The organism is Marinicella meishanensis (genome assembly GCF_019931145.1).
GTDB classification, from domain to species: domain Bacteria; phylum Pseudomonadota; class Gammaproteobacteria; order Xanthomonadales; family Marinicellaceae; genus Marinicella; species Marinicella meishanensis.
The window spans coordinates 67,941-92,501 of record NZ_JAIOUV010000005.1 but is presented as its reverse complement, the minus strand read 5'-3'; the positions used below and the strand labels follow the sequence as shown (position 1 = coordinate 92,501).

The 24,561-nt window shown below is 52.0% G+C and carries 21 protein-coding genes; 12 read left to right on the top strand and 9 right to left on the bottom strand.

The features are described from left to right. The first annotated feature begins 5 nt into the window (after positions 1 to 5). Together K7G70_RS09835 and K7G70_RS09830 are read left to right on the top strand one after the other, a co-directional pair. Positions 6 to 2,828, top strand: coding sequence for a hypothetical protein (locus tag K7G70_RS09835; protein ID WP_223788466.1), 2,823 nt, complete (start codon positions 6 to 8; stop codon positions 2,826 to 2,828). Between the two features lie 69 nt (positions 2,829 to 2,897). Continuing rightward, the gene (locus K7G70_RS09830; protein WP_223788465.1) at positions 2,898 to 3,278 is read left to right on the top strand and encodes an RNA-binding S4 domain-containing protein; all 381 of its coding nucleotides are present in this window, start codon (positions 2,898 to 2,900) and stop codon (positions 3,276 to 3,278) included. 47 nt (positions 3,279 to 3,325) lie between these two features. On the opposite strand, the gene cysQ is transcribed toward K7G70_RS09830, so the two are convergent. The 8 genes from cysQ to K7G70_RS09790 form a co-directional block, all read right to left on the bottom strand. Further along, positions 3,326 to 4,108: a 3'(2'),5'-bisphosphate nucleotidase CysQ gene (cysQ, locus tag K7G70_RS09825; protein WP_223788464.1), complete on the bottom strand. Its 783-nt coding sequence runs from the start codon at positions 4,106 to 4,108 to the stop codon at positions 3,326 to 3,328. Beyond that, positions 4,101 to 4,898 carry an inositol monophosphatase family protein gene (locus K7G70_RS09820; RefSeq protein ID WP_223788463.1) on the bottom strand — a complete coding sequence of 266 codons (798 nt, stop codon included), beginning with the start codon at positions 4,896 to 4,898 and terminating at the stop codon, positions 4,101 to 4,103. The genes cysQ and K7G70_RS09820 overlap by 8 nt, the downstream gene beginning before the upstream one ends. Further along, on the bottom strand, positions 4,876 to 6,321 hold the full coding sequence (locus K7G70_RS09815) for a mannose-1-phosphate guanylyltransferase/mannose-6-phosphate isomerase (protein WP_223788462.1): 1,446 nt from the start codon (positions 6,319 to 6,321) through the stop codon (positions 4,876 to 4,878). The genes K7G70_RS09820 and K7G70_RS09815 overlap by 23 nt, the downstream gene beginning before the upstream one ends. After that, complete coding sequence (gene rfbD, locus K7G70_RS09810; RefSeq protein WP_223788461.1) at positions 6,318 to 7,208, bottom strand: dTDP-4-dehydrorhamnose reductase; 891 nt, start codon at positions 7,206 to 7,208, stop codon at positions 6,318 to 6,320. Before rfbD ends, K7G70_RS09815 begins: the two co-directional genes overlap by 4 nt. Then, complete coding sequence (rfbC, locus tag K7G70_RS09805; protein WP_223788460.1) at positions 7,205 to 7,762, bottom strand: dTDP-4-dehydrorhamnose 3,5-epimerase; 558 nt, start codon at positions 7,760 to 7,762, stop codon at positions 7,205 to 7,207. The genes rfbD and rfbC overlap by 4 nt, the downstream gene beginning before the upstream one ends. After that, the gene (gene rfbA, locus K7G70_RS09800; RefSeq protein WP_223788459.1) at positions 7,759 to 8,637 is read right to left on the bottom strand and encodes a glucose-1-phosphate thymidylyltransferase RfbA; all 879 of its coding nucleotides are present in this window, start codon (positions 8,635 to 8,637) and stop codon (positions 7,759 to 7,761) included. Before rfbA ends, rfbC begins: the two co-directional genes overlap by 4 nt. Next, entirely contained in the window at positions 8,634 to 9,707 is a 1,074-nt protein-coding gene (gene rfbB / locus K7G70_RS09795; RefSeq protein WP_223788458.1) for a dTDP-glucose 4,6-dehydratase, read from the bottom strand. Before rfbB ends, rfbA begins: the two co-directional genes overlap by 4 nt. Positions 9,708 to 9,776: 69 nt before the next feature. Next, complete coding sequence (locus tag K7G70_RS09790; RefSeq protein ID WP_223788457.1) at positions 9,777 to 10,403, bottom strand: sulfotransferase family 2 domain-containing protein; 627 nt, start codon at positions 10,401 to 10,403, stop codon at positions 9,777 to 9,779. A 119-nt stretch (positions 10,404 to 10,522) separates the two neighbouring features. Between K7G70_RS09790 and K7G70_RS09785 the strand changes: the two genes are divergently transcribed. The 10 genes from K7G70_RS09785 (at position 10,523) to K7G70_RS09740 (ending at position 19,424) form a co-directional block, all read left to right on the top strand. Further along, positions 10,523 to 11,278, top strand: coding sequence for an electron transfer flavoprotein subunit beta/FixA family protein (locus K7G70_RS09785; protein ID WP_223788456.1), 756 nt, complete (start codon positions 10,523 to 10,525; stop codon positions 11,276 to 11,278). Then, positions 11,275 to 12,207: an electron transfer flavoprotein subunit alpha/FixB family protein gene (locus tag K7G70_RS09780; RefSeq protein WP_223788455.1), complete on the top strand. Its 933-nt coding sequence runs from the start codon at positions 11,275 to 11,277 to the stop codon at positions 12,205 to 12,207. The genes K7G70_RS09785 and K7G70_RS09780 overlap by 4 nt, the downstream gene beginning before the upstream one ends. Before the next feature lie 10 nt (positions 12,208 to 12,217). Continuing rightward, positions 12,218 to 13,735 (top strand): L-piperidine-6-carboxylate dehydrogenase, encoded by a 1,518-nt coding sequence (gene amaB / locus K7G70_RS09775; protein WP_223788454.1) that lies wholly within the window; start codon positions 12,218 to 12,220, stop codon positions 13,733 to 13,735. 713 nt (positions 13,736 to 14,448) lie between these two features. After that, positions 14,449 to 15,222 (top strand): ferredoxin--NADP reductase, encoded by a 774-nt coding sequence (locus K7G70_RS09770; RefSeq protein ID WP_431310022.1) that lies wholly within the window; start codon positions 14,449 to 14,451, stop codon positions 15,220 to 15,222. A 103-nt stretch (positions 15,223 to 15,325) separates the two neighbouring features. Continuing rightward, positions 15,326 to 16,354, top strand: coding sequence for a quinone-dependent dihydroorotate dehydrogenase (locus K7G70_RS09765; RefSeq protein ID WP_223788452.1), 1,029 nt, complete (start codon positions 15,326 to 15,328; stop codon positions 16,352 to 16,354). Beyond that, the gene (gene murB / locus K7G70_RS09760; protein ID WP_223788451.1) at positions 16,332 to 17,327 is read left to right on the top strand and encodes a UDP-N-acetylmuramate dehydrogenase; all 996 of its coding nucleotides are present in this window, start codon (positions 16,332 to 16,334) and stop codon (positions 17,325 to 17,327) included. Before K7G70_RS09765 ends, murB begins: the two co-directional genes overlap by 23 nt. 113 nt (positions 17,328 to 17,440) lie before the next feature. Next, positions 17,441 to 17,752 (top strand): c-type cytochrome, encoded by a 312-nt coding sequence (locus tag K7G70_RS09755; protein WP_223788450.1) that lies wholly within the window; start codon positions 17,441 to 17,443, stop codon positions 17,750 to 17,752. Between the two features lie 157 nt (positions 17,753 to 17,909). Continuing rightward, positions 17,910 to 18,218, top strand: a complete 309-nt coding sequence (locus tag K7G70_RS09750) for a c-type cytochrome (protein ID WP_223788449.1) — start codon at positions 17,910 to 17,912, stop codon at positions 18,216 to 18,218. Positions 18,219 to 18,229: 11 nt separating this feature from the next. Next, positions 18,230 to 18,556: a c-type cytochrome gene (locus K7G70_RS09745; protein ID WP_223788448.1), complete on the top strand. Its 327-nt coding sequence runs from the start codon at positions 18,230 to 18,232 to the stop codon at positions 18,554 to 18,556. Between the two features lie 43 nt (positions 18,557 to 18,599). Then, positions 18,600 to 19,424 carry an SDR family NAD(P)-dependent oxidoreductase gene (locus K7G70_RS09740; protein ID WP_223788447.1) on the top strand — a complete coding sequence of 275 codons (825 nt, stop codon included), beginning with the start codon at positions 18,600 to 18,602 and terminating at the stop codon, positions 19,422 to 19,424. Between the two features lie 46 nt (positions 19,425 to 19,470). Here K7G70_RS09740 and K7G70_RS09735 read toward each other — a convergent pair whose 3' ends face one another. Beyond that, complete coding sequence (locus K7G70_RS09735) at positions 19,471 to 24,384, bottom strand: NAD-glutamate dehydrogenase (protein WP_223788446.1); 4,914 nt, start codon at positions 24,382 to 24,384, stop codon at positions 19,471 to 19,473. Positions 24,385 to 24,561 lie beyond the last annotated feature (177 nt).

Below are 24,561 nucleotides of genomic sequence, written 5' to 3'. Positions count from 1 at the left end.
ATACGATGAAAAGAAAAGTCATCTTAGTGACTTCGCTGTTGACGACATCTTTGGCGGCCACCTTGGTGTCTGCTGCTGATGATCAGAAACCCAGCGAAAGCGTCACACCAAGTATGTTCGTTGAACAAGTGGGCGGTCCAGTAACCCCACACGTGGTCAACATAGATTTGCGCAAAATGCCGGTGGCCAGAGCTTGGCAACCCGGTGATCCCATCAAAGAAGTGCCACGTCGACACTTCACCCCTGATGATGAAAAATCACCGGCCATGGTCGACATCGAAGCCGATGTCCTGGCCGAGCGTCAAACCAACTTCCCAACGTCATCAAATCGGGTGTTCACCACCCCGATTTTGAATCAGGATGGCCAAGGGTTCAGTGGGGTCAACCCACCCGATCCGGTGTCAGACATTGGTAAGAACTACATCATCCAATCGATCAACGGTGGCGGTGGTGCCTTGTTTGAGATTCTTGACAAGAACACCGGCGCCACTGTGGCTGGGCCGATCGCCATGGAATCATTGGGCTCTGGACAATGTGCCAGTGGTCTGGGTGATCCCATCATTCTGTACGATGAGGACGCCGAGCGTTGGTTCATGCAGGAGTTCAGCAACAGCGGTAACTTCATGTGTTTCTACATTTCACAAACCGATGATCCTGTCGGTGGTGGCTGGTTCCATTATGGATTCAGTGACACCCAATTCCCGGATTATCCACACTTTGGTATTTGGTCAGACGCTTACTACGGTGGTGCCAATAACTCCACCCGTCCAATCTATGCCTTCGACCGCGAAAACATGTTGTTGGGAGCTGCCGCCAGACCCATGCAAAAATTCTCCTTGGTCAGCTTGGCCGGTTACGGCTTCCAAGCCGCAGCCCCAGCCGATTGGGACATGTGGCCGGGCACCAATGCTCCGCCAGCCGGTGCCCCAGGCATCATCATGCGTCACGTGGATGAAGAAGCACACAGCAACTACACCAACCGCCCAGGCGTTGACATCCTTGAAATCATTGAATTCACCGTTGACTGGGACACCCCAGCCAACTCAGCGATCAACACCGTGAGTGTGGATTTCTCAGACTTCAACTCCTGCTTCTTGGATTTCACCACTTTTGCCACCGTCCCACAACCGGGCAGTGGTGCACGTCTGGACGCGATCCGTGAAGTGATTTTGAATCGCTTGCAGTACATCAACTTTGGCAGTCACGAGGCCTTGGTTGGCGTGTTGCCCACCAACATCACCAACGGCTGTTCACCAGTACAAGCTGGCTTGCGCTGGTTTGAATTGCGCCGTGTGGGTGGTTTGGGTGGTACTTGGGACTTGCACCAGGAAGGCACCTATGCCGACACCACCGATGCCACTGAAAACCGTTTGGTTGCCGGCATCTCGATGGACTCATCGGGTAACATCGCCATGGCGCACAGCATCACCGACACCGATGGCAGCACCCCCATTTCAGCCAGTCTGAAATACACCGGTCGCATGGCAGGTGATACCTTGGGTGTGATGTCACAAACCGAAACCGACTTGGTCATTGGCTCAGGCGCCAACACCAGTGGTCGCTGGGGAGACTATGCTTCCATGTCAGTGGATCCGGTAGATGGCTGTACCTTTGTCTTCACCGGTGAATACCAAACTGGAGCCAACTGGTCGACCCGTGTGAGCACCATGAAATTTGATGCTTGTGGCGATCCTGGTTTCACCCTGTCATCATCAGACAACAACCTGGAAGTCTGTAACGCCACAGGTCCTGCGATGGAAACTTCCACCGTGAACATCGGTGCAGTCAGTGGTTTCACTGGCAACGTGGACTTGAGCTTCTCACCAGCCCTGCCTGCTGGCATCAATGGTGTGTTCAGTGCCAATCCAGTGGCTGTTGGCGGTTCATTTGACGCCGACTTCACCATCGCCGATACCGTTGCTGGTGGTGATTACGTGGCCACCATTTTGGGCGAATCTGCACCGGCTGATGACCGCACTTTGGACATCAACATTTCTGTGGTTGATGCCGTTCCAGGTGCTGCTGCATTGACCTCACCACCTGATGCCGCCACCGGCGTATCGGGTTCAGCTGTGGCCTACAGCTGGGGTGCCGTGGCCGGGGCTTCGTCTTACACCATTGAAATTTCAGATGATCCCGGTTTCAGCAACATCATTGAATCGGCCACCGTCGGCACCAATTCGTTCACCGCCACTGTGGGACTGATGTCTGACACCCAATACTACTGGCGCGTCACCACCGACAACATCTGTGGTACCGGCGCCACCTCTCCCACCTTCTCCTTCACCACCTCAACTGAGTTGTGTTTCGTGATCAACCAAGCGATCACTGACAACAACCCTCCAGGTGATGACTTTGGATTCAGTGTGGGTGATTCTGGTACCATCGACACCATGACGGTTGATATGGACGTGAGCCACACTTGGGTGGGTGACTTGATCTTCACTTTGACCAAAGACGGTGGTCCTTCTGTGATCTTGATGGATCGTCCAGGCTTCACCGGCACTGGCTTTGGCTGTGGTAATGACGACGTCGATGCCATCTTTGATGACGCCAGTGGCACGCCGGTTGAATCCGAATGTGCGGCCACCCCACCAGCCATTGGCGGTGTGGTGTCACCAGAACAAGCATTGGCTGGTTTCAATGGCGTTGAGTTGTCCGGTAACTGGACCATCAATGTCAGTGACAACGCCGGCTTCGATACCGGTAACATGAACGAGATTTGTTTGATCCCTGTGATCAGTGGTCCTGTTTGTGATCCCGCGCCTCCAGTGGGCGATCCTGACGTCATTTGGTTCAACGGCTTCCAGTGTGTGCAATCACCCTGATTCCGTTTGACCTTTGATTGAACCAGACCCCGGCTTGGCCCGGGGTCTTTTTTTACTTAAAATAAAGTCATGATCAGAATCGATAAATGGCTGTGGGCTGCCCGCTTTTTCAAAACCCGCTCACTGGCCAAGAAACAAGTTGAACAAGGTAAAATCAAGCTGGACGGGCAAAAGTGCAAACCATCCAGAACAGTCCAGATTGGCGATTTGTTGCGCATCCGTAAAAATGATGTGGTGTGGGAAGTGGAAGTGACGGGACTGTCAGACCGTCGGGGCTCAGCAACCATCGCCCAAACCCTGTACCAAGAAACCCCAGCCAGCAGACAACAGCGGGAGTCTCAGGCCTTGTTGCGAAAAATGGAATACCACAGCACCCCACGGCCCGACAAACGACCCAGCAAGAAGCAACGACGCGACATCAAATCCCTCAAGGACCAGTTGCCCCCATAAAAAAGGACCCACCAGGTCCTTTTTCACTGAGAAAATTCAACCGCTGATCAGATGTTCACCCAATCGCGGCTCGGGTCGCCATAAACCATGAAAAATGGATTCAACAACGAATCTTTGGTGTTGTACAGCAAAGGTTTGCCATCCAATGTCACCACTTGGCCACCGGCTTGTTCCACAATGCATTGGGCCGCTGCGGTGTCCCATTCAGAAGTCAGGCCCAACCTGGGGTACAGGTCGGCTTTGCCTTCGGCCACCAGACAGAATTTCAAGGAACTGCCCATCGACACCAACTCATGCTGACCCAAACGTGTCAAGTAAGCTTGCACGTCTTCACTCATGTGTGAGCGACTGCCCACCACAGTGGGCTTGAAACGGCTGTTTTTCATGACCCCAATGGAGCTTTTTTTGCCGGTTTCGCGTTTGAACACACCCACCCCAACGGCGGCAGAATAACTGACGTTGGATACCGGCACATGAACCACCGACAAGATTGACTTACCGTTTTCAATCAGCGCGATGTTGACGGTGAACTCACCGTTGCGCTTGATGAATTCTTTGGTGCCATCCAGCGGATCAACCAGCCAATATTTGTGCCAACTTTGGCGTTCCTCAAAGGGGATGTCAGCTGACTCTTCTGACAACACAGGAATATCGGGGGTTAAAGCCTGCAATCCATCAACAATGACCCGGTGTGCAGCCAAATCGGCTTTGGTTAAGGGTGAATCATCGGCTTTGTGGTCGACCCCAAAATCATCGGAGTGGTAAACCGTGAGGATGGCTTCACCGGCTTGCACAGCCAGTTCCTCAATGCCTTTCAATAGCTCATTCATTTAAGGTATGTATTCCTAACGCATGGGTTGCTTGTGTACCGGCCATCACACTGCGGGTTTGCAGGTTGATTGGCTTCCCTTGTATGTCGGTCATGATGCCACCGGCTTCTTGCACAATTAAAGTCAATGCAGCGATGTCCAATATATTCACATCTGACTCGACCACCAGATCAATTTTACCTGAAGCCAACAAGTGGTAATGATAAAAATCTCCGTAGCCACGTATTTTACTGAATTTTGTGAGCAATGCCCCAAATCTTTGCCAATTATCTTGGATCAAGGATTGGATGTTGCCAGTGGACACACAACGACTGTGAGCCGCGGCATCGGGGTCGACTAGGATGGCTTGACCATTGAGGAAAGCGCCACCACCCAAGGTGGCCCAAGCCATTTCATTGAACACCGGCGCATTGGACACCCCAACCACCAATTGCTGTTGGTACATCAAGGCGATTTGAGTCGAAAAAAATGGGTACCCCCGGACAAAACTCTTGGTGCCATCGATGGGATCAATCAACCACAAAAAATCGCTGTCTGCTTGATCAGAACGTCCGAACTCCTCACCATAGATGCCATGTTCAGGGAATTGTCCAGTGATGGTGTCACGGATCACTTGTTCAGCGGCTTTGTCGGCCACCGTGACCGGGGTTTGATCTGCCTTGACCTCGGTGCCCAGGGCTTGGTCCAAATAATGGCTGCGAATAACGCTTTCAGCCGCTTCAGCCGCAGCCCGTGCGGTGGCCAGCGCTTGTTGTAAAAAAGCGTGGTCAGGAAGTGGCTTGCTTGTCATCGATCCGCCCGTATATGTCTTCAAAACGCTCGATGTCATCTTCCCCAAAATAACTGCCACACTGCACTTCAATCAAGGCAATGTCTTCGTCCGTGGGGTTTTCCAGCCGATGCAAGGTTTCCACCGGAATGTACACAGAATGGTTGGCTTCCAGCATGAACTCCTCATCACCCACCCGCACTTTGGCGGTGCCTGAAACCACCGTCCAGTGTTCACTGCGTTTGTGGTGCAATTGTAAGGACAAGACCTGGCCGGGTTTGACCACCAGGCGTTTGACTTTACAATCGTCTTCGTCTTCCAAAATGGTGTAGCTGCCCCAAGGTCGATGGACCGTCTTGTGGTAGACCGCGGCTTCGTGGTCTTTGGCTTTGAGGAATTGCACCACGTCTTTCACACCTTGGGATTTGTCTTTGTGGGCGATCAGCACGGCGTCGGTGGTGTCCACCACCATCAAATCACTGACCCCAACGGTCGCCACCAGGCGATCACCGGCCCGGATGTAGCAGTTTTGTGAGTCCACCGTGATGGCTTTGCCTTCCACCCGATTGCCGGCTTCATCGCTGTCAGACAAGCTGGCCATGGCATTCCATGAGCCGATGTCATTCCAATCAAAGCGTGAATCGACCACCGCCCGTTTGCTGGCCCGTTCCATCACGGCATAGTCGATGGAAATGTCTGGCAAGGTCATGAATTGGTCCAGATCAAATTCAATCTGGGTACCACTGGTGTCAGTGGCGGCATAACAAGCTTGCGACGCGCTCAACACATCGGCAGCGGTGTCTTGCATGGCCGTCAACAAAGCACCCACTTGGAAGGCAAACATGCCTGAGTTCCAACTGTAATCACCGGAAGCCAAATAGGATTTGGCCACCTCCAAACTGGGTTTTTCGACGAATTGTTCGATCACCGCTGCTTGTTCATTCAGCTTGGTGCCGGCTTTGATGTAACCATAGCCAGTTTCTGGGGCCGTGGGAAAGATGCCAAAGGTGGTCAAATGACCGTCGGCAGCCAAAGTCGCGGCTTGTTGCACGGTGGCATTGAATGTTTGGTGGTCTTTGATCAAGTGATCCGAAGGCATCACCACCATGATGGCCTCATCGCCATGTTGTTGTTGGATGTTCAAGGCCGCCAGGGCAATGGCCGGGGCCGTGTTGCGGCCGGTGGGCTCCAACAAGAAAGTTTGCTTGTCCAGATCACACTGTGGGTTCTTTTTGTAAATGTCTTTGCACAGAAAGTAATAATCGCGTGAGGTGACGGTGACCACTTCGCCTTCGGTGGCAATGCCCATGGCTCGGTCAAAAGTCAATTCAGCCAGGGTTTTGCCATCGGCCAGCTGCATGAAGGGTTTCGGGTAAGCTTTTCTGGATACTGGCCACAAGCGGGTGCCAGCGCCGCCGGATAAGATGACGGGAATAATTTTCATGGTTTCATCCTTTGCATACAAAGTTGTAAAGTCGTTTGCCAATGCGGTAGTTTAACATTAAACGTGCCCTCAAATTTTTGGCAATTGAGCACCGAATACTTCGGCCTTTCGGCATCGGTGGGAAAGTCTTTGGTGGAAATTGGGATCAATTCTGGCTGGTTCTCAAGCAATCCAATGCGTTGCGCTTGGGAAAATATCCGTTGGGCGAAGCCAAACCAAGTGGTCGAGCCATTGGATGTCAAATGATACAAACCGGTTTCTGGGATGTTCAGGGCCAACATGGTGGCCAAGGCGATGGTGGCGGCCCAAGTGGGCGAGCCTTGCTGGTCATTGACGATTTTCAATTGGTCGTTTGACGCAGCCAACCGCAGCATGGTTTTTAAAAAATTTTGCCGGCGGGTGGAAAACACCCAGGCGGTGCGAAATATCATGTGTTCGCAACCACTGTCGATGATGGCTTGTTCACCGTCCAATTTTGAATGCCCATAGACCGACTTGGGGTTGGTGGTGTCATTCTCTTTCCAGGGGAATTTATGCTCTCCGGAAAACACATAGTCGGTGGAATAATGCACCAGCAAGGCTTTCACCTCAGCGGCCAACTCAGCCAAGTGCTGCACTGCTGTGGTGTTGATTTCGCGCGCCAAGTCCACTTCGGACTCGGCTTGATCCACCTGGGTGTAGGCAGCCGCATTGCAAATCACGTCCGGTTTGATGTTGGTGATTTTGCGGGCCAGATCATCCGGGTCGCGCAAATCCAGCTTGATGGTGGTCATGCCATTGACTTCGCGGCCATCGGAGGTGGTGGGAATCACTTCTCGGTTGAATTGCAAGGTGCGCCACAATTCAAAACCCACCTGGCCTTCGGCCCCAGTCAGCAATACTTTCATGGCAGGAAACGAGGCAGCGTTTCTTCATCAAAATCTTTTAATTTCAATGCCTTGCTGTCTTTATCTGATAATTGAGGTGAAATGATCGGCCAGTCAATGCCCAGCGCCGGATCATTCCACAACACCGAAGCCTCGGCGTCGGCCGCATAATAATCGGTGCACATATAACAAAACGTGGCCTGCTCGGACAACACGCAAAAGCCGTGGGCAAACCCCGGTGGCACATAAAACTGCTTGTGGTTCTCCGCACTGAGGATGATTGATTCATGCTGGCCGAATGTGGGTGAACCCACCCGGATGTCAACCGCCACATCAAACACCTCACCTGACAACACATGCACCAACTTGCCTTGGGCATGGGGGTTTTGAAAATGCAAGCCCCTGAGTACGCCGCGTTGGGAGCTGGACACATTGCTTTGCACAAAGTCTTCCTGGATGCCCGCCGCACGGTACCGCTGGGCTTGCCAGGACTCCATGAAATAGCCCCGGTGATCACCAAACACCTGGGGTTCGATGGTCAGCACACCAGACAAGTGGGAGGCCTTGACTTTCATTGGTGGCCTTTGATCAGGGTCAACAGGTACTGACCGTAGCCGTTTTTCTTGATCGGTTCGGCCAGCCGCAACACCTGCTCTTCATCGATCCAACGCTGCTGGAAAGCAATTTCCTCGGGACAAGCAATTTTGATGCCTTGGCGTTTTTCGATGGTGGAAATGAAATTGGTGGCTTCGGCCAATGAATCATGGGTGCCGGTGTCCAACCAGGCATACCCCCGCCCCATCAACTCCACATTCAGGGCTTGCTGTGACAAGTAGACTTTATTCAGGTCGGTGATTTCCAATTCGCCCCGGGCCGAGGGTTGCAACGATTTGGCGATGTCGGTGGCTTGGCCATCATAAAAATATAAACCAGTCACCGCATAATTGGACTTGGGTTGGGCCGGTTTTTCTTCCAAATCGATCACCTTGCCGTCTGCATTGAAAGCGGCCACGCCATACCGTTCAGGATCATGCACCCGGTATCCAAACACCGTGGCACCCTGTTCGCGTTCATGGGCACTTTTCATCAGGGCCCGCATACCCGCCCCGTGGAAGATGTTGTCGCCCAAAATCAAGCACGACGGATCCCCGCCCACGAATGCATCACCGATCAAATAGGCTTGGGCCAAGCCACCTGGGTCGGGTTGCACCGCATACTGCAAGTTCATGCCCCATTGCGAACCATCACCCAGCAATTGTTGGAACAAGGTTTGTTCGTGCGGGGTGTTGATGATCAACACATCCTTGATCCCGGCCTGCATCAAGGTGCTCAATGGGTAATAAATCATCGGTTTGTCATAAACCGGTAACAGCTGCTTGCTGATCGAATGGGTCAAGGGATACAAGCGGGTGCCCGATCCGCCAGCCAAGATGATGCCTTTTCTGCTCATGACGTGCCTCCTGCGGCGATTTCTGAGCCCAAGCGCTGGCCCTGATAGCTGCCATCTTTCACCCGATCGGTCCAAGCCTTGTGGTCCAAATACCATTGGATGGTCTGGCGGATGCCCGAGGCAAAGGTTTCTTGGGGTACCCAAGACAACTCATTGGCCAATTTGGACGCATCAATGGCATATCGGCGATCATGGCCTGGGCGGTCTTTGACATAGGTGATCAACCCGCGGCGGGATTGTTCAACCGGTCTGATGTCATCCAATATGTCACAGATGGTGTGCACAATTTCTATGTTCTCTCGTTCTTCGTTGCCACCGATGTTGTAGACTTCGCCTGGACGGCCACGCGCAATCACCGTTTCGATGGCCCGGCAATGGTCTTCCACAAACAACCAATCGCGGACATTTTTGCCGTCTCCGTAAACCGGTAAGGGTTCACCATTCAAGGCTTTTTCGATCATCAGTGGAATCAATTTTTCCGGAAACTGATAAGGCCCGTAGTTGTTGGAGCAATTGGTGGTCAACACCGGCAATCCATAGGTGTGGTGATAGGCCCGGGCCAAATGATCGGAACCGGCTTTGGAAGCGGAGTATGGTGAATTTGGCGCATAGGGCGTGGTTTCCTTGAACGCACCGGTCTCACCCAGCGAGCCGTACACTTCATCGGTGGACACATGCAGGAAGCGGAAATTGGCTTGTTCCTCGGGGTTCAAAGTCTGGAAGTAGCGCCAGGCTTGTTGCAGCATGTTGAAGGTGCCCATGACATTGGTCTCAATGAACACTTGGGGACCATCAATCGAGCGATCCACATGGGACTCCGCAGCAAAATGCACGATGGCATTGGGCCGGTGTTTGACCAGCAAATCATGGACCACATCGGCTTGGTTGATGTCGGCCTGCACAAATTGATGGTGGGGGTGGTCTTTGACCGCCGCCAGGGTGTCCAAATTACCGGCATAAGTCAACTTGTCCAAGTTGATGATTTTTCTGTTGTTTTTCAGGATTTGACGCAACACAAAGTTGCCGCCAATGAAGCCAGCGCCACCTGTGACCAACCATTGATCTGTCATGCTTATCCAGTCGCTAAAAAGGGCGCTATTATAGCAGATGCTCAGGTTAAGGACAGGTCCCGCAGTGATTCATTCAAAGGTGTATTGGAAAGCCTCAACATCGGCCTGCCACAATTCCCCCACCCGCGCGGCCATGTCGTCTTGATAATAACTGCGGTAATCCCGCCGCTGCACTTGATTGACATGGGGCAAGGCCGAAAAATCAAGCCCCGTTTTGGCAGCAACCACCGACAGGGATTGCGGCAAAGTCTCCAGCTTGCCGACAAAATCACAACCCAGCTGGCCATTTTTCAATTGCAGGGCCTTGACCTGATGGGCCGCTGGCCGGCGGCTTTGGTATTCAATGTATTCCGCAAAGGTCATGTTGCTGAGTTTCTTGTGGCGTGAATGCTTGGGTTTGGTCTTGATGTATTCAAATTCTGACACCAAACGTTCCCAGGGATTGCGCACGATGGCAAATTTGAAATAAGTCTGGAACAAATCGGCCGGCATGCTCGCCTCAGCCTCGGCCAATACCGCATGCTTGCGAAAGGCGTAGTTGTGGTAATGCACCGGCCAGCCATTGCGGCTGAGTAATTTGTACCACCAATGCCGTTTTTTGGGCAAGGCATGGGGTGCCAGAATTTGGCGCAAACTGGTTCCGGCGGCTTTTCTGATGTGCACGAACACAAATCGATGGCTGTCGGAAATCAGCATGCGGGTCCAAGAAAAATAAAACGCCCATTAAACAACAAAACTAATGGGCTGGCAATGGTGATATTCAAGGCCTGAAGTGCTATAATCCCACGCCTTTTAAACAGACCAAAATAACTCACATGAAAATACTGGTAGCTATCAAGCGCGTGGTCGATTACAACGTGCGTGTTCAGGTCAAACCTGATGGCTCTGGCGTGGCCACAGACGGGGTCAAAATGAGCATCAATCCATTTGACGAAATTGCCATCGAAGAAGCCTTGCGGATCAAAGAACAAGGTCAAGCCGACGAAGTGGTGGTGGTCACCATCGGCAGCAACGATTCGCAACAACAACTCAGAACCGCCATGGCCATGGGTGCTGATCGTGCGATCTTGGTCGAAGCCGATCAAGCCGTCCAACCTTTGCAAGCCGCCCAAGTATTGTTGAAAGTGATTGAAGCCGAACAGCCTGGATTGGTCATCACCGGCAAACAAGCGATTGATGATGACAACAACCAAACACCACAAATGTTGGCCACCCTGTGGAACCGACCACAAGCCACCTTCGCGTCCAAAATTGAGTTTGTCGGTGACAACCAGATCAATGTAACCCGCGAAGTGGATGCCGGTTTGGAAACCATTCAAGTGGCCTTGCCCGCCGTGGTCTCCACCGATTTGCGCTTGAATGAGCCACGCTTTGTGAAATTACCAGACATCATGAAAGCCAAGCGCAAGCCATTGGATGTGCAAGCCATGGCTGATTTGTTGCCCAATGCCACCGGCGAAGCCATTGAGGTGCTGCAGCACGAAGCGCCGCAACCCAGACAGAAAGGCATCATGGTGGAAACCGTGGATGAGTTGATTGACATTTTAAAAGACAAGGGGTTGGTATCATGAGTAAAGTATTGATTTTGGCCGAACACAACGGCGACGCCATCAACCAATCAACCGCCAAAGTGCTGGCGGCGGCCAAACAATTAAACCCTGAGGCCATTGACGTGATGTTGTTCACCGGCGATGCCTCATTGGCGGGACAAATTGCGGGTCATGAAGGGGTCAATCAGGTGTTTTGTGTGACCTGTGGCGACAACCACGATCAATTGGCGGCCTCGATCGCCCCCACCCTGGCTGACAAAGGCAAAGGATACACCCACGTTTGGGGCCCTTCCACCACCTTCGGTAAAGACGTGATGCCCCGCGTGGCGGCTTTGTTGGGTGTGAACCAAGTCAGTGACATCATGGAAATCATCGATGCCAACACCTTCAAACGGCCGATTTATGCCGGCAATGCCATCATCACAGTGAAAACCACCGCACCACAAATCGTGGCCACGGTTCGCACCGCGTCATACAGCGCCGACAAAACCAGTGGTGGCAGCGCTCAGATTGAAGAGAGCGCCTTGAGCACCGCCGCTGAGCACACCTCATTTGTGCGGTTATCAACCGGTGATTCGGATCGCCCTGACCTGCAAACCGCCGACAAAGTGATCTCCGGTGGTCGTGGCGTGGGCAGCGAAGAGAACTTCGAAATCGTTTACCAACTGGCCGATAAGATTGGCGCCGCCACCGGTGCCTCACGAGCGGCGGTTGATGCCGGCTATGTGCCCAACGACATGCAAGTGGGCCAAACCGGTAAAATCATTGCCCCTGATCTGTACATGTGTTTTGGCATTTCAGGCGCCATCCAACACCTGACCGGTATCAAAGATGCTGGTACCATCGTGGCCATCAATAAAGACGGCGATGCCCCCATTTTTGAAGTGGCTGACGTCGGCTTGGTGGGCGACTTATTCAAAATCATTCCTGAAATGATGGAAAAACTCTGAGGTATAAACAATGGATTTCTTGAAAGAACTGGGCCTTAAAGACGTCAATTACGGCACTTGTACGGGTCACAATGAATGGTCTACCGATGACTCGGCTGGCATGATTGAGTCACACAACCCCGCCACTGGTGAGTTGTTAGGCAAAGTGGTGTCGGCCACCGACGCCGATTACGAGAACGTCATCAGCAAAGCCCAAACGGTGTTCAAAGAATGGCGCAAAGTCCCCGGTCCTCAACGCGGTGAAGCCGTGCGTTTGGTCGGTGAAGCCTTGCGCAAACACAAAGATGCTTTGGGTTCTTTGGTCGCTGCCGAGATGGGCAAGATCAAATCCGAAGGCGATGGCGAAGTGCAAGAAATGATCGACATGGCCGATTTTGCCGTGGGTCAAGCGCGCATGATGTATGGCAACACCATGCACTCTGAGCGTCCGGGTCACCGCATGTACGACCAATGGCACCCACTGGGTGTGGTCGGCATCATTTCGGCATTCAACTTCCCTGTGGCCGTGTGGTCATGGAATGCATTCATTGCCGCCATATGTGGCAACGTCTCGGTGTGGAAACCCAGCCAGAAAGTGCCACTGTGTTCGATTGCGGTGCAAAACATTTGTAACGAAGCCCTGAAGGATGCCGGCTTCCCCCCGATTTTCTTGTTGTTCAATGACGACAGCAATGAATTGGCCAAAAAATTCGTCGACGACACCCGCGTTAACTTGGTGTCTTTCACCGGCTCCACCCACGTGGGCAAGCAAGTCGGCGTGCAAGTGGCCAAACGCATGGGTCGTTCCTTGTTGGAATTGGGCGGTAACAATGCCCTGATCGTCGACAAGTCAGCCGATCTGAAACTGGCCGTGCCAGCCATCGTGTTTGGTGCCGTGGGCACCGCCGGCCAACGTTGTACCACCACCCGTCGCTTGTTCGTGCATGAAGACATCGCCGCAGAACTGACCGACAAAGTGGTCAACGCCTATAAGCAGGTACCGATTGGTAACCCCTTGGACACCTCCACTTTGATGGGTCCATTGATTGATGAAGCCTCGGTGCAAATGTACCTGGATGCAGTCGAAAAAGCGCGTGCAGCTGGCGGCGAGGTGTTGACCGGCGGCAATCGCGTGGATGGCCCCGGACACTTTGTTGAACCCTGTGTGATCAAAGCCGAAGCCGATTGGGACGTGGTCAAAACCGAAACCTTCGCCCCGATCCTGTATGTCATGACATTCAATGACCTGGATGCCGTGATTGAAGCGCAAAATGACGTGGCCCATGGCCTGTCATCAGCGATCTTCACCAACGACCTGCGCCAAGCCGAACAGTTCCTGTCGCCGGCCGGCTCTGACTGCGGCATCGCCAATGTCAACATCGGCACCTCCGGTGCCGAGATTGGTGGCGCCTTCGGCGGTGAAAAAGAAACCGGTGGTGGCCGTGAGGCCGGTTCTGACGCCTGGAAAGCCTACATGCGTCGCCAAACCAACACCATCAACTACTCCACTGAACTGCCGCTGGCCCAAGGCATCAAATTCGACATTTGATCGGACTCAGTTGAGTTTCATACGAAAGGGTCCTTTGGGGCCCTTTTTTGGTTTGAAATTTAAAATAAACTCACATCATTACAAACCAGGCACCACTGCGGCAATCTCCAAAAGCTGTTCATGACTTTCAACCCGTCATCCTCGGGCTTGACCCGGGGATCCATTTTTTACTGATTTACTTTGGCTTCAGTAAAACTCTGAATACCTAAGTCATCCAAAAATGTAAAATGTCCAATGAAGTGTGTGCCATTCCAAGCTCCAGTACCCTAAGGATTCCCGATCGGGGTCGGGAATGACGGTTTTTTTATTACTCAAGGTTTTGTTAGAAGACCTTCCTTCACTGACGTCATTCCTGCGCAGGCAGGAATCAACAGCAGTGAACTTGGCCAACCAATCATCAGATACAAGGATTACGGAACTGGAAAATTGGTTGCTAAATTCAGTGCAGACCTGAACCGACCTGATGGTGATGACAAGCAAAAGCTTGTTATGCAACAGCCCCATGACATGTCGTTTGATTTTGGTCAAATTTTGCCTTCACAGGGGTTCAAAAAACCCACAAAATCAGTACAATGCGACAGCAAATACGCATCCTGTACCAGCAAGCAACAACCCACACCCACAAACCCTTTCAGGATGCTTTAACAACGAAAAAAACCATGAATTTGACCCAGCAACAAAACGCCCTTGCCCCACAGCATGCCGATGTCCCGGTGAAAAATGCCTACCTGGAAACCGTCACCGAAGTGCACCATTGGAACGACAAACTGTTCTCCTTCAAAACCACCCGCAACGATGGCCTGCGCTTTGAAAACGGGCAGTTTGTGATGGTGGGTTTGGTGATTGACGGCAAACCGGTGATGCGGGCCTACTCCATCGCCAGTCCGAATTATGCCGAACACTTGGAATTCTTTTCCATCAAGCTGGATGACGGCAAATTGACCCAGCACCTGCAAAAACTGCAACCCGGCGATGGCGTGTGGATCAGCAAAAAGCCCACCGGCACTTTGTTGTTGCACGATGTCACAGCCTCCGACAACTTGTATCTGCTGGCCACCGGCACCGGCTTGGCCCCGTTCATGTCATTGATCCAAGACCCCGAGGTCTATGAAAAATTTAAGCGGGTGATCCTAATCCATGGGGTGCGACAAAACAGCGATTTGGCCTACAAGCATTTCATCGAAAAGGAACTGCCGCAACACGAATACTTGGGTGAGATGGTGCAGCAACAATTGCACTTTTACCCCACCGTGACCCGTGAGCCTTCGATCCACTCGGGCCGCATCCCTGACATCATCCGTTCGGGTCAACTGGCCCAAGACCTGGGCTTACCACCATTGAACCCCCACACCGATCGGGCCATGTTGTGTGGCAGCCCAGCCATGCTCAAAGACTGCAGTGAACTGTTGGATGAATTGAGATTCAACATATCGCCACGCATTGGCTATCCCGGCGACTACGTGATTGAACGGGCGTTTGTGGGATAAACCATCCCCAGGGTGACTGACCTTGGGGGTTGCCATGGGGGTTAACTTGTCTCGAGCAATGCGCTAAAATTCATCCCCATCTTCTGCGCCTTTGGTTCGCCCCATGATTGAGTTTTTTGCCCGCAAAACCCTGCAAGCCCTGCCCGCCGAAATGGCCCACGATTTGGCCATCAAAGCCCTGGGCGGTCCCTTGTCGGCCTTCACCCGAGCCAAACAAATTCAACACCCCGTTGAGCTGATGGGCATCCGCTTTCCCAACCCTGTGGGCCTGGCAGCCGGCTTTGACAAAAACGGCGACGCTTTGCATGGCTTAAGCAAACAAGGGTTTGGTTTTTTGGAGATTGGCACCATCACCCCCAAACCCCAAGCCGGGAATGACAAACCCCGCTTGTTTCGCTTGGCGGCTGATGAGGCCATCATCAACCGCATGGGCTTCAACAACAAAGGCATCGATCATTTGGTCCAACGAGTCAAGCACAGCGGCTACCAAGGTGTGTTGGGGATCAACATCGGTAAAAACAAAACCACCCCCAATGAACGCGCGGTGGATGACTATGTGCATTGTTTTGCCAAAGCCCACACCCTGTGTGACTACATCACGGTCAACATCTCCTCGCCCAACACCCCGGATTTGCGCGAATTGCAAAACGATCAGGCATTTGTGGACCTGCTCAGTGGCATCAAAGCCAAACAATTGGCCTGCGCCGAAATCGATCAAAAGTACACCCCGGTGGTGGTGAAAATTTCACCGGATCAAAATCACGAACAATTGCAATTCATGGTGCAACAAATCAAAGACATTGGCTTTGACGGCATCATTTGTACCAACACCACCATAGACCGCCCCAACACCTTACACAGTGATGCGGAACTGATCCAACAAGCCGGTGGTCTCAGTGGTAAACCCTTGTTGGAAAAATCCAATCAAACCCTCAAATGGGTGCGGCAGTGCGCGGGCAAAAATTTCCCAATTTTTGCAGTTGGTGGTATCATAGATAAGGAAGATGCGCGCCAAAAGTTCGAATTGGGCGCTGATCTGATTCAGGTATACACCGGCTTCGTGCTCAAAGGAAATCACTTGATTAAACAAATAAATCAGCAATTGACCAGTGAAAATAAAACACGACCATAACCTCAAAAACCACAACACATTGGCCGTCGATTGCCGTTGCGAACGATTCGCAGAAATCGAATCCCTCAGTGACCTTGAAGCCCTGCCCACCGACACCAAAATCACCGAAATGCTGGTCTTGGGCAGCGGCAGCAACTTGTTGCTCACCGAAGATGTCAACCGCCTGGTGGTACACATCAAACCGCGCAAATACATCACTGTGGTGGACAATCTGGTGGTGGCCTGGGCCGGTACGCCTTGGCACGATTTGGTCACTTGGGCAGTGGATCGCAACCTCGGAGGGATTGAAAATTTGGCTTTGATTCCGGGCTTGGTCGGGGCCGCACCGTTTCAAAACATCGGTGCCTACGGGGTCGAGTTGCAGGACAGCCTGGTGTTCGTCGAAGTGTACAATTGGCACACCGGTGATTACCACCGCTTGAGCAATGAAGAGTGCATGTTCTCTTATCGTCACAGCATTTTTAAGTACCACGACCAACCATGGATCATCAGCCGCATTGGCCTGGATTTGCGACCCAATCGCCCAGTCAATTTGAGTTATGCGCCGTTGCAGGAAAAATTTCCCAACCCAGACCGCACCCCCACCTACAAACAAGTGGCCCAGGCGGTTTGTGACATCCGTCGCAGCAAGTTACCAGACCCAGCGGAATTGCCCAATGCCGGCAGTTTTTTCAAAAATCCAGTGGTCGATGAGGCCACCATCAAGCGCATACAGCGCCGCCACAAAGACCTGCCTCTGTTCACCACCCGCCACAGCCATGAACAAAAAACCAGTGCCGCCTGGTTGTTGGAACAATGTGGCTTCAAAGGTCACCGCGAAGGCGATGCCGGTTTCTATGACAAACACGCCCTGATTTTGGTCAATCACGGCAAGGCTTCTGGGCAAGATTTGTTGCGCATGACCAAAATGGCCAAGCGCGCAGTGAAAGTCAAATATGGCATTGAGCTGGAAGAAGAAGTGCGGGTCTTGTGAGACTTGACCCAGGTCAATTTTTGTTAAATCAGCAGCGGAATATGCCTTCATAACAGGACTTTTCTGCTCAGCAATGGTAAACTGCGCGCCATGACTAATTGCGAGGAAACGCCATGAAAAAAACCATCCCATTGACCATTTTGTCTGCAATCTTCATGTTGACCTTCATACCAGCGGCGCAAGCCGGAGACCCAGAAGCCGGAAAAGCCAAGTCAGTCGTTTGTGCGGCTTGTCACGGTGCCGATGGCATCAGCCCCAATGATTTGTGGCCCAACTTGGCTGGCCAAAAAGAAGGCTACTTGGTGAAGCAAATCAAAGCCTTCAAAAATGGCGAGCGCAAAGACCCCAGCATGGCACCCATGGTGGCGGCCTTGACCGATGAAGACATCGCCAACCTGGCAGCCTACTACGCCAGTTTGAAGTGATCCTGACAAACGATCGCCACAAAGGCCGCTCAATGCGGCCTTTTTTATTGACCCAATTCATCCTCCACAGGCACAAAATTTGGGCCTGACCCCGCTTTTTCATTGAGCTGGCCAAGCGATCTGACTATAATGGGCCTTTTATTAAATTTGGGTTAAGATGAAAAAGACTTTGATTTCAATGCTGATGCTTTTGTCGTTCCAAACCATGGCCGCAGGTGATGTGGAAAACGGCAAGAAAATTGCCTACACCTGTACCGGTTGTCACGGCATTCCGTTTTATCAAAACACCTTCCCCAGCTACCACGTGCCCCGCTTGGGTGGACAAAACGAAGCTTACATTGCCGCGGCATTGAAAGCCTACCGGTCAGGTGAGAGAAACCATGCCACGATGCAAGCCCAAGCCGGTAATTTGACCGATCAGGACATTGCCGACATCGCCGCCTATTTTGCGTCCATCAAAGAATAAAGGAAATTGACATGAAAAAATTGATCATTTTGAGTCTGTTGACCGCCCCATTCTGGGCCCAAGCGGGTGATGCCGAAAAAGGCAAAGAAAAAGCCCAACAAGTGTGCGCCACTTGTCATGGCATGGACGGTGTTGGCATTGATGACACTTACCCCAAACTGGCCGGTCAATATGCCGATTACATGGAACAAGCCCTGAAAGATTACCGTTCAGGCAACCGCAAAAATGCCATCATGGCTGGATTCGCAGCCACCTTGACCGATGAAGACATCGCCAATTTGGCCAAGTACTATTCCACCCTCAAGGAAAACCGGCTCACCGACCTGACCATCAAATAACCCCAAAGGCCATGCAAATGGCCTTTTTTTTGCCCCCAACCACATGGCTCAAACAACCCCCAATTCGTCTTCACCCAAGTGGGCTCTGATCACCGGTGCTTCGGCCGGTATTGGCGCCGGCTTTGCCCGTCAACTGGCCGCCCAGGGCTGGTCCTTGGTGTTGGTGGCCCGTCGTGCAGACAAACTGCAACAGGTTCAAGCCGCGGTCAACGACATCAACCCTGTCGTGACTTGTCATTTGGTCAGCCTGGACCTGGCCGAACCGTCAGCCACCGAACAATTGGTCGCCTTTTGCCAAACCCAAGGGGTGTCTGTCGATTATCTGGTCAACAATGCCGGCTATGGCGTGCCTGGCGATTTTGAGCATGTGGATTGGACCACCCACCAAGCCATGCTGCAGGTGATGTTGACCTCGGTGGTTGAACTGTGTCGCGCCTTTTATCCCAGCATGAAAACCGCCGGTTATGGGCGCATCATCAATGTGTCTTCCTTGGCTGGTTTGACGCCACCCACGGCGGGACACACCTTGTATGGCGCGGTGAAATCATTCTTGATCAAGTTCAGCCACTCCTTGCATTTGGAGGCCAAAGAACATGGGGTGCACGTGACCGCCTTGTGCCCAGGGTTCACTTACACGGAATTTCATGACGTCAATGGCACCCGCGGCATGGTCAGCCAGTTGTCCAAAAAGTTGTGGATGACCGCCGATGATGTGGTGGCACAAGGTTTGGATGCGGTGGCGCACAACCGCCCAGTATACGTCAATGGCTGGCGCAACAAGGCCATCGCCAGCCTGTCCAAATACTTGCCAGATGCGGTGATTCGTTTCTTGATGCGCGGCAGCATCAAAAAGTTCCGCAAGCGCTGATATTCATGGGCGGAGTGGCACAAGTCCACACCGCCCTATTGGCCTGTTACTTGGTCGCTGTGACCAAATGACTCAATGAATTGATTGCCACCATGATGGTGGGATAATCCACATTCTTCTCAGATCGAATCGAAGCCATCATGTGTTTGACGTTTTGCACTTTCTGGCCAAACTCCTGGCTCCAGGATTGCAATGCCTGATCGCTGTTTTGCTTGCCGTAGCGATTCAACAAAGAAGCGGTCAATTGGGCATGGTAGTTACTCAAATCATCGCGCAAACCACCGCGGGCATGCACATGCCACTGGTTGTGCACATGCAACTGCTCGATCATGTTTTGCAACCAAATCAGGTTCAACATTTTGGCCAAGGGGAAATACATGTCGGCCGCTTGTTTGACCGTGACTTCTTGTTCGTTGGCCACACGCACCACATCCAGTGCCCCACTCAAATAAGGCAAAGCCGCAATGCGGTTGGACAACACATCAGCAAAACCCTGTCTGACCAAAGCCTTGGCACCGCGCTCCAAGGCCAGCTTGTCTGGGTCATTGATGTACTTGGTAAAATCTTTGCTGAATTGCTGCACCCCTTTGTTCAGGGCAGCAACCTGCTGTTCGATGTTCAATTGGTGGCCCAAGTTGTTCAACACCCAACGCACGGTTTGGCGCAAAAACTTCCATATGGCAACAAAAGCCTCAATTTGATCGGCCACTTGGACTTGTCCATCATGGGCTTCGATGCCATGCCACAATTCATTGAGCTTGAACAATTCGACCACGATGTAAAAGGCCTGACAAATGGCCGTGACATCGGCACCGGTGTCTTCCTCCATGCGCATGACAAAAGTGGCGCCCATGCGATCGATCACCTGGCTGGTCAAGATGGTGCCAATGATTTCCCGTTTCAGGCGGTGGTTGTCCAGGTACTTGTCGTCCACTTTTTGCAGTTTCTTGGGGAAATAGTGGACCATCAAGCGGCGCAACCAAGGATCGTCCAACAACTTGGAATTGATCACTTGATCGTACAAATCCAATTTCGCATAGGACAACAACACACACAGTTCCGGACGACTCAGGCCTTCGTTGTTCTTGCGACGTCGCTCCAATTCAGCATCACTGGGCAAAAACTCGATCTCACGATCCAACAGGCCCTTTTCTTCCAGCACTTGAATCAGGTGAGCTTTGGCGCCGACCCGTTGTGAACTCAAATGGGCCATGAAACTCAAGGTCTGGGTTTGCATGTAATTGTTTTTCAACACCAACTCGCTGACGTTGTTGGTCATGGATGCCAGCAACTTGTTTCTGGTCTGCAGGTCATAATGGCCGTCTTCCATCATCGATTTCAGCAGGATCTTGATGTTCACCTCGTGGTCGGAACAGTCCACCCCAGCTGAATTGTCGATGAAGTCGGTGTTGATTTTACCGCCGTTGTTGGCGAATTCGATGCGGCCTTTTTGTGTCACACCCAAGTTACCACCTTCACCAAATACCTTACATTTCAGTTGTTTGCCGTCAACCCTTAAGGCATTGTTGGCACTGTCACCGGCATCGGCATGACTTTCACTTGAGGCTTTGACATAGGTGCCGATGCCGCCGTTCCAGATCAGGTCCACTTCGGACAACAACAATTTGTGAATCAACTCTTGAGGGGCCAGTTCATCTTCTCGGATTTTCAGCCAGGCTTTGACTTCCGGGGAAATGGGGATGGCTTTGTCAAAACGCGAATAAATGCCACCACCTTTGGAAATCAATTTTTGGTTGTAGTCTTCCCAACTGGATCGCGGCAGATTGAACAAGCGATTGCGCTCTACCCAACTGCTGGCTGAATCGGGATTGGGATCCAGGAAGATGTGCAGGTGGTTGAAGGCGGCTTTTAGGCATATGTGTTTGGACAACAACATGCCGTTACCGAACACATCGCCCATCATGTCGCCGATGCCGACCACCGAGAAATCTTCGGCTTGGCAATCCACGCCCAATTCCCTGAAGTGCCTTTTGACCGACTCCCAGGCCCCTTTGGCGGTGATGCCCATGCCTTTGTGGTCATAGCCAGCCGAACCGCCCGAGGCGAAAGCGTCACCCAACCAAAAACCCCTCGCTTCGGAGATGCCATTGGCGATGTCAGAAAAGGTGGCCGTGCCTTTGTCGGCGGCCACCACCAAATACGGATCATCTGCATCATGCCGCACCACGTCTTTCGGCGGGATGATGCGTTTGCCTTTGATGTTGTCAGTGATATCCAACATACTGCCAATGAAGATCCGATAACAACGCACCACTTCGGCCATCACCTCATCACGAGAACCGTTGGGCAAGTTTTTCACCACAAAGCCCCCTTTGGAGCCGACCGGCACAATGATTGAGTTCTTCACATTTTGGGCCTTCATCAAACCCAGCACTTCGGTGCGGAAGTCTTCATAGCGGTCCGACCAGCGCAAGCCACCGCGCGCCACTTTACCCATGCGCAAATGAATGGCTTCGACATCGGGTGAACACACAAAGATTTCCCTGAACGGCACCGGTTTGGGTAAAAATGACAAGGCCGAAGAGTTGATCTTGATGCTGATGGCCAGTGGTGGTTTACCCTGTTTATCGGTTTGATAAAAGTTCGTCCGCAGCATGGCGCAAATGATGTCCACCACGTGGCGCAAGATGCGGTCTTCGTCCTGCGACTTGACCGAATCTAACAGGGCAATGATCACTTTGATCACTTTGTCTGACATGGTTTCGCGGGTGAACTTGCGGCTGCGGATGTATTTGTCCACGCAGTCTTGCTGGTATTGATTCAGTTCAACACTCAAATGATGGCACTGGATGGCAAACTTTTCACTGAAGGCATCCAGATAGGCCCGCACCTTTTTGGGCTCCACCTGGTCCAGTTTGGGCGAAAAGCGGATGGTAAACAATTCAATCAACCAGCGTGAAATGTGCGGGTGTTGGATCATCGCTTTTTCGATGTAGTCTTTGCTGTATGGCAGACCGGTCTGCAACAGGTATTTGACCAAGGTGCGCAAGAAGTTGATTTGACGCCAGGTCAAGCCACCCAAAATGATCAGTTTGTTCAAAGCGTCGGATTCCAGTTCACCGGTGACCACTTTGTCAAAGGCTTCATGAAAACGGGTTTTGACCAATTCCAGCTCCAAGCCTTTGCCGGATGCCAGGTTCAAATCAAAATCCTGCACCCATACATTGCTGTCATCGCCCAGGGTCCATTCGTATGGCCGTTCACTGACCACATGCAAGCCCAGGTTTTCCAAATCAGGCAACACCTCACTCAAGGGAATGGTGTTTTGGTGGCGGAATATTTTGAAGCGGAAGTCCCCTTGGCGTTTGATGCGGGGCGCATACAGACTCATTTCGATGCCCCCACCGACAGCGAGTTTGTCGGCATTTTCCACATCAAAGGACGCCACCCACGGGCTGACGTCTTCCCGGTAAGCCACCGGAAAAGCACCTTTGAATTTATTCATCAGGCGCACGCTTTCATCATTACCCAAGCGCTCTTTCAAAGCCTGAGCCAAACGGTCTTCCCAGGTGGTCACCACTTCAATGATGTCCGCTTTGATGGTTTTCAACAAGTCCTGGTTGAATGCTTTCATGTCGCGGATCACCACATACAAACGGGCGTAGTGCGACTCGTCAATGGCCACCGAATACTCCACTTCGACCCCGCCGACGGCAGCCGCCAGCAGGGCCTGGATTTTGTGCCGGATGGAGGTGTTGAACAGATCCCTGGGGACGTGCACCATGAAGGAACAAAACCGATTGAATTTGTCTTGTCTGGCGGTGACTTGGGTGGTGATTTTCTCTTGAATCACCAAGGCCTGGTAAACCGCTCGGAACAATTCCTTGGTGTTGGATTGCAGCACTTCATCGCGGGGCATGGTGTCGATGATGTGCATCAGCATTTTGCCTGAATGGGAGTTGTCATCAAAACCAAACTGTTTGATCAACACCTTGATTTTGCTGTTGATGTACGGAATTTTCAGGGAATTGGTGTTGGTGGCCACCGAGGTGAACAGCCCGATGAAACGGTGTTCTGCAACCACCTGGCCTTTGGCGTCGGTTTCCAAAAAACCCACGTAGTCTAAATTGCCTTTGCGGTGGATCTTGGAAATCACATTGACTTTGGTGATCACCACCAAATCTGATTGTTTGGCCACCTGATATTCATCAACGGACAATTGGCTGGCGTCATTGGCATCGGCCTCCAACTGCTCACTGAGCAGACCCATGCCGGTCTCTGGCATCGCCACCAACATTTTGTGGCTGCGCTGGTACTTGCGGTATCCCAAAAAGGTGAAATTGTCATCCACCAACCAATCAATGAATTCTTGCTGGGAGGCCCGCACCTTGTCATCACCCAACTGCCCCAGGGCGTCTTTGACCAATTCCATTTGCTGCAACATGGGCTGCCAATCAGCCACCGCCGTTCTGATTTGTTCAAACACCCGCGCCAAATACCGTTGCAGCTGTTTCACCACAGCGTCGTCCTCGATGCGTTTCAACTCAATGTAGATCAGCGATTTGGCTTGGGTTTCCCCTTTTTTGGGTTTTTCGATCAACACCCGCTGCTTATCTTCACCCTTGATTTGGATGATGGGGTGTGACAACAACTTGATGTCCAGGCCAAATTCGGCACAAGCCATGGTCGCTGAATCAACCAGGAATGGGATGTTGTCGTTGATCAACAAAATTTGGCTGATGTTGGCATCCACCGCAGAATGTTTGACTTGGATAATCGGGTTCTTCAGTTTTCGGGCCGACATGCTGTCAATCATGTCATGCAAGGTCTGAGCCCAATAGTCATAAGGGTGGCTGCTGATTTCATCAAATGACATGTGCGTGAACAACTGTTTGGCCAGTTGTTTGATGCTGTCTTGGTATTTGGAATCGGATTGATTGACCCGGTGAGAAAAGTTCTTGATGAACTTTTTGTGTTCTGCAGTTAGTAGTGATTGCATCAGAATCTCTGTGTTGTGTGTCGTTGATAATGATTAACGGATACCAACGCATGCCGCCCTGTGAGCGTCATTTTGTCCCCGCTTTGTTGTGCAAATCCAGTTCTTGGCCTCTTGCCAACCCCAGACTTACCTGCTGAATTTTAACGGTTTCATGGCGCGAAATACAGTGCTGATAAA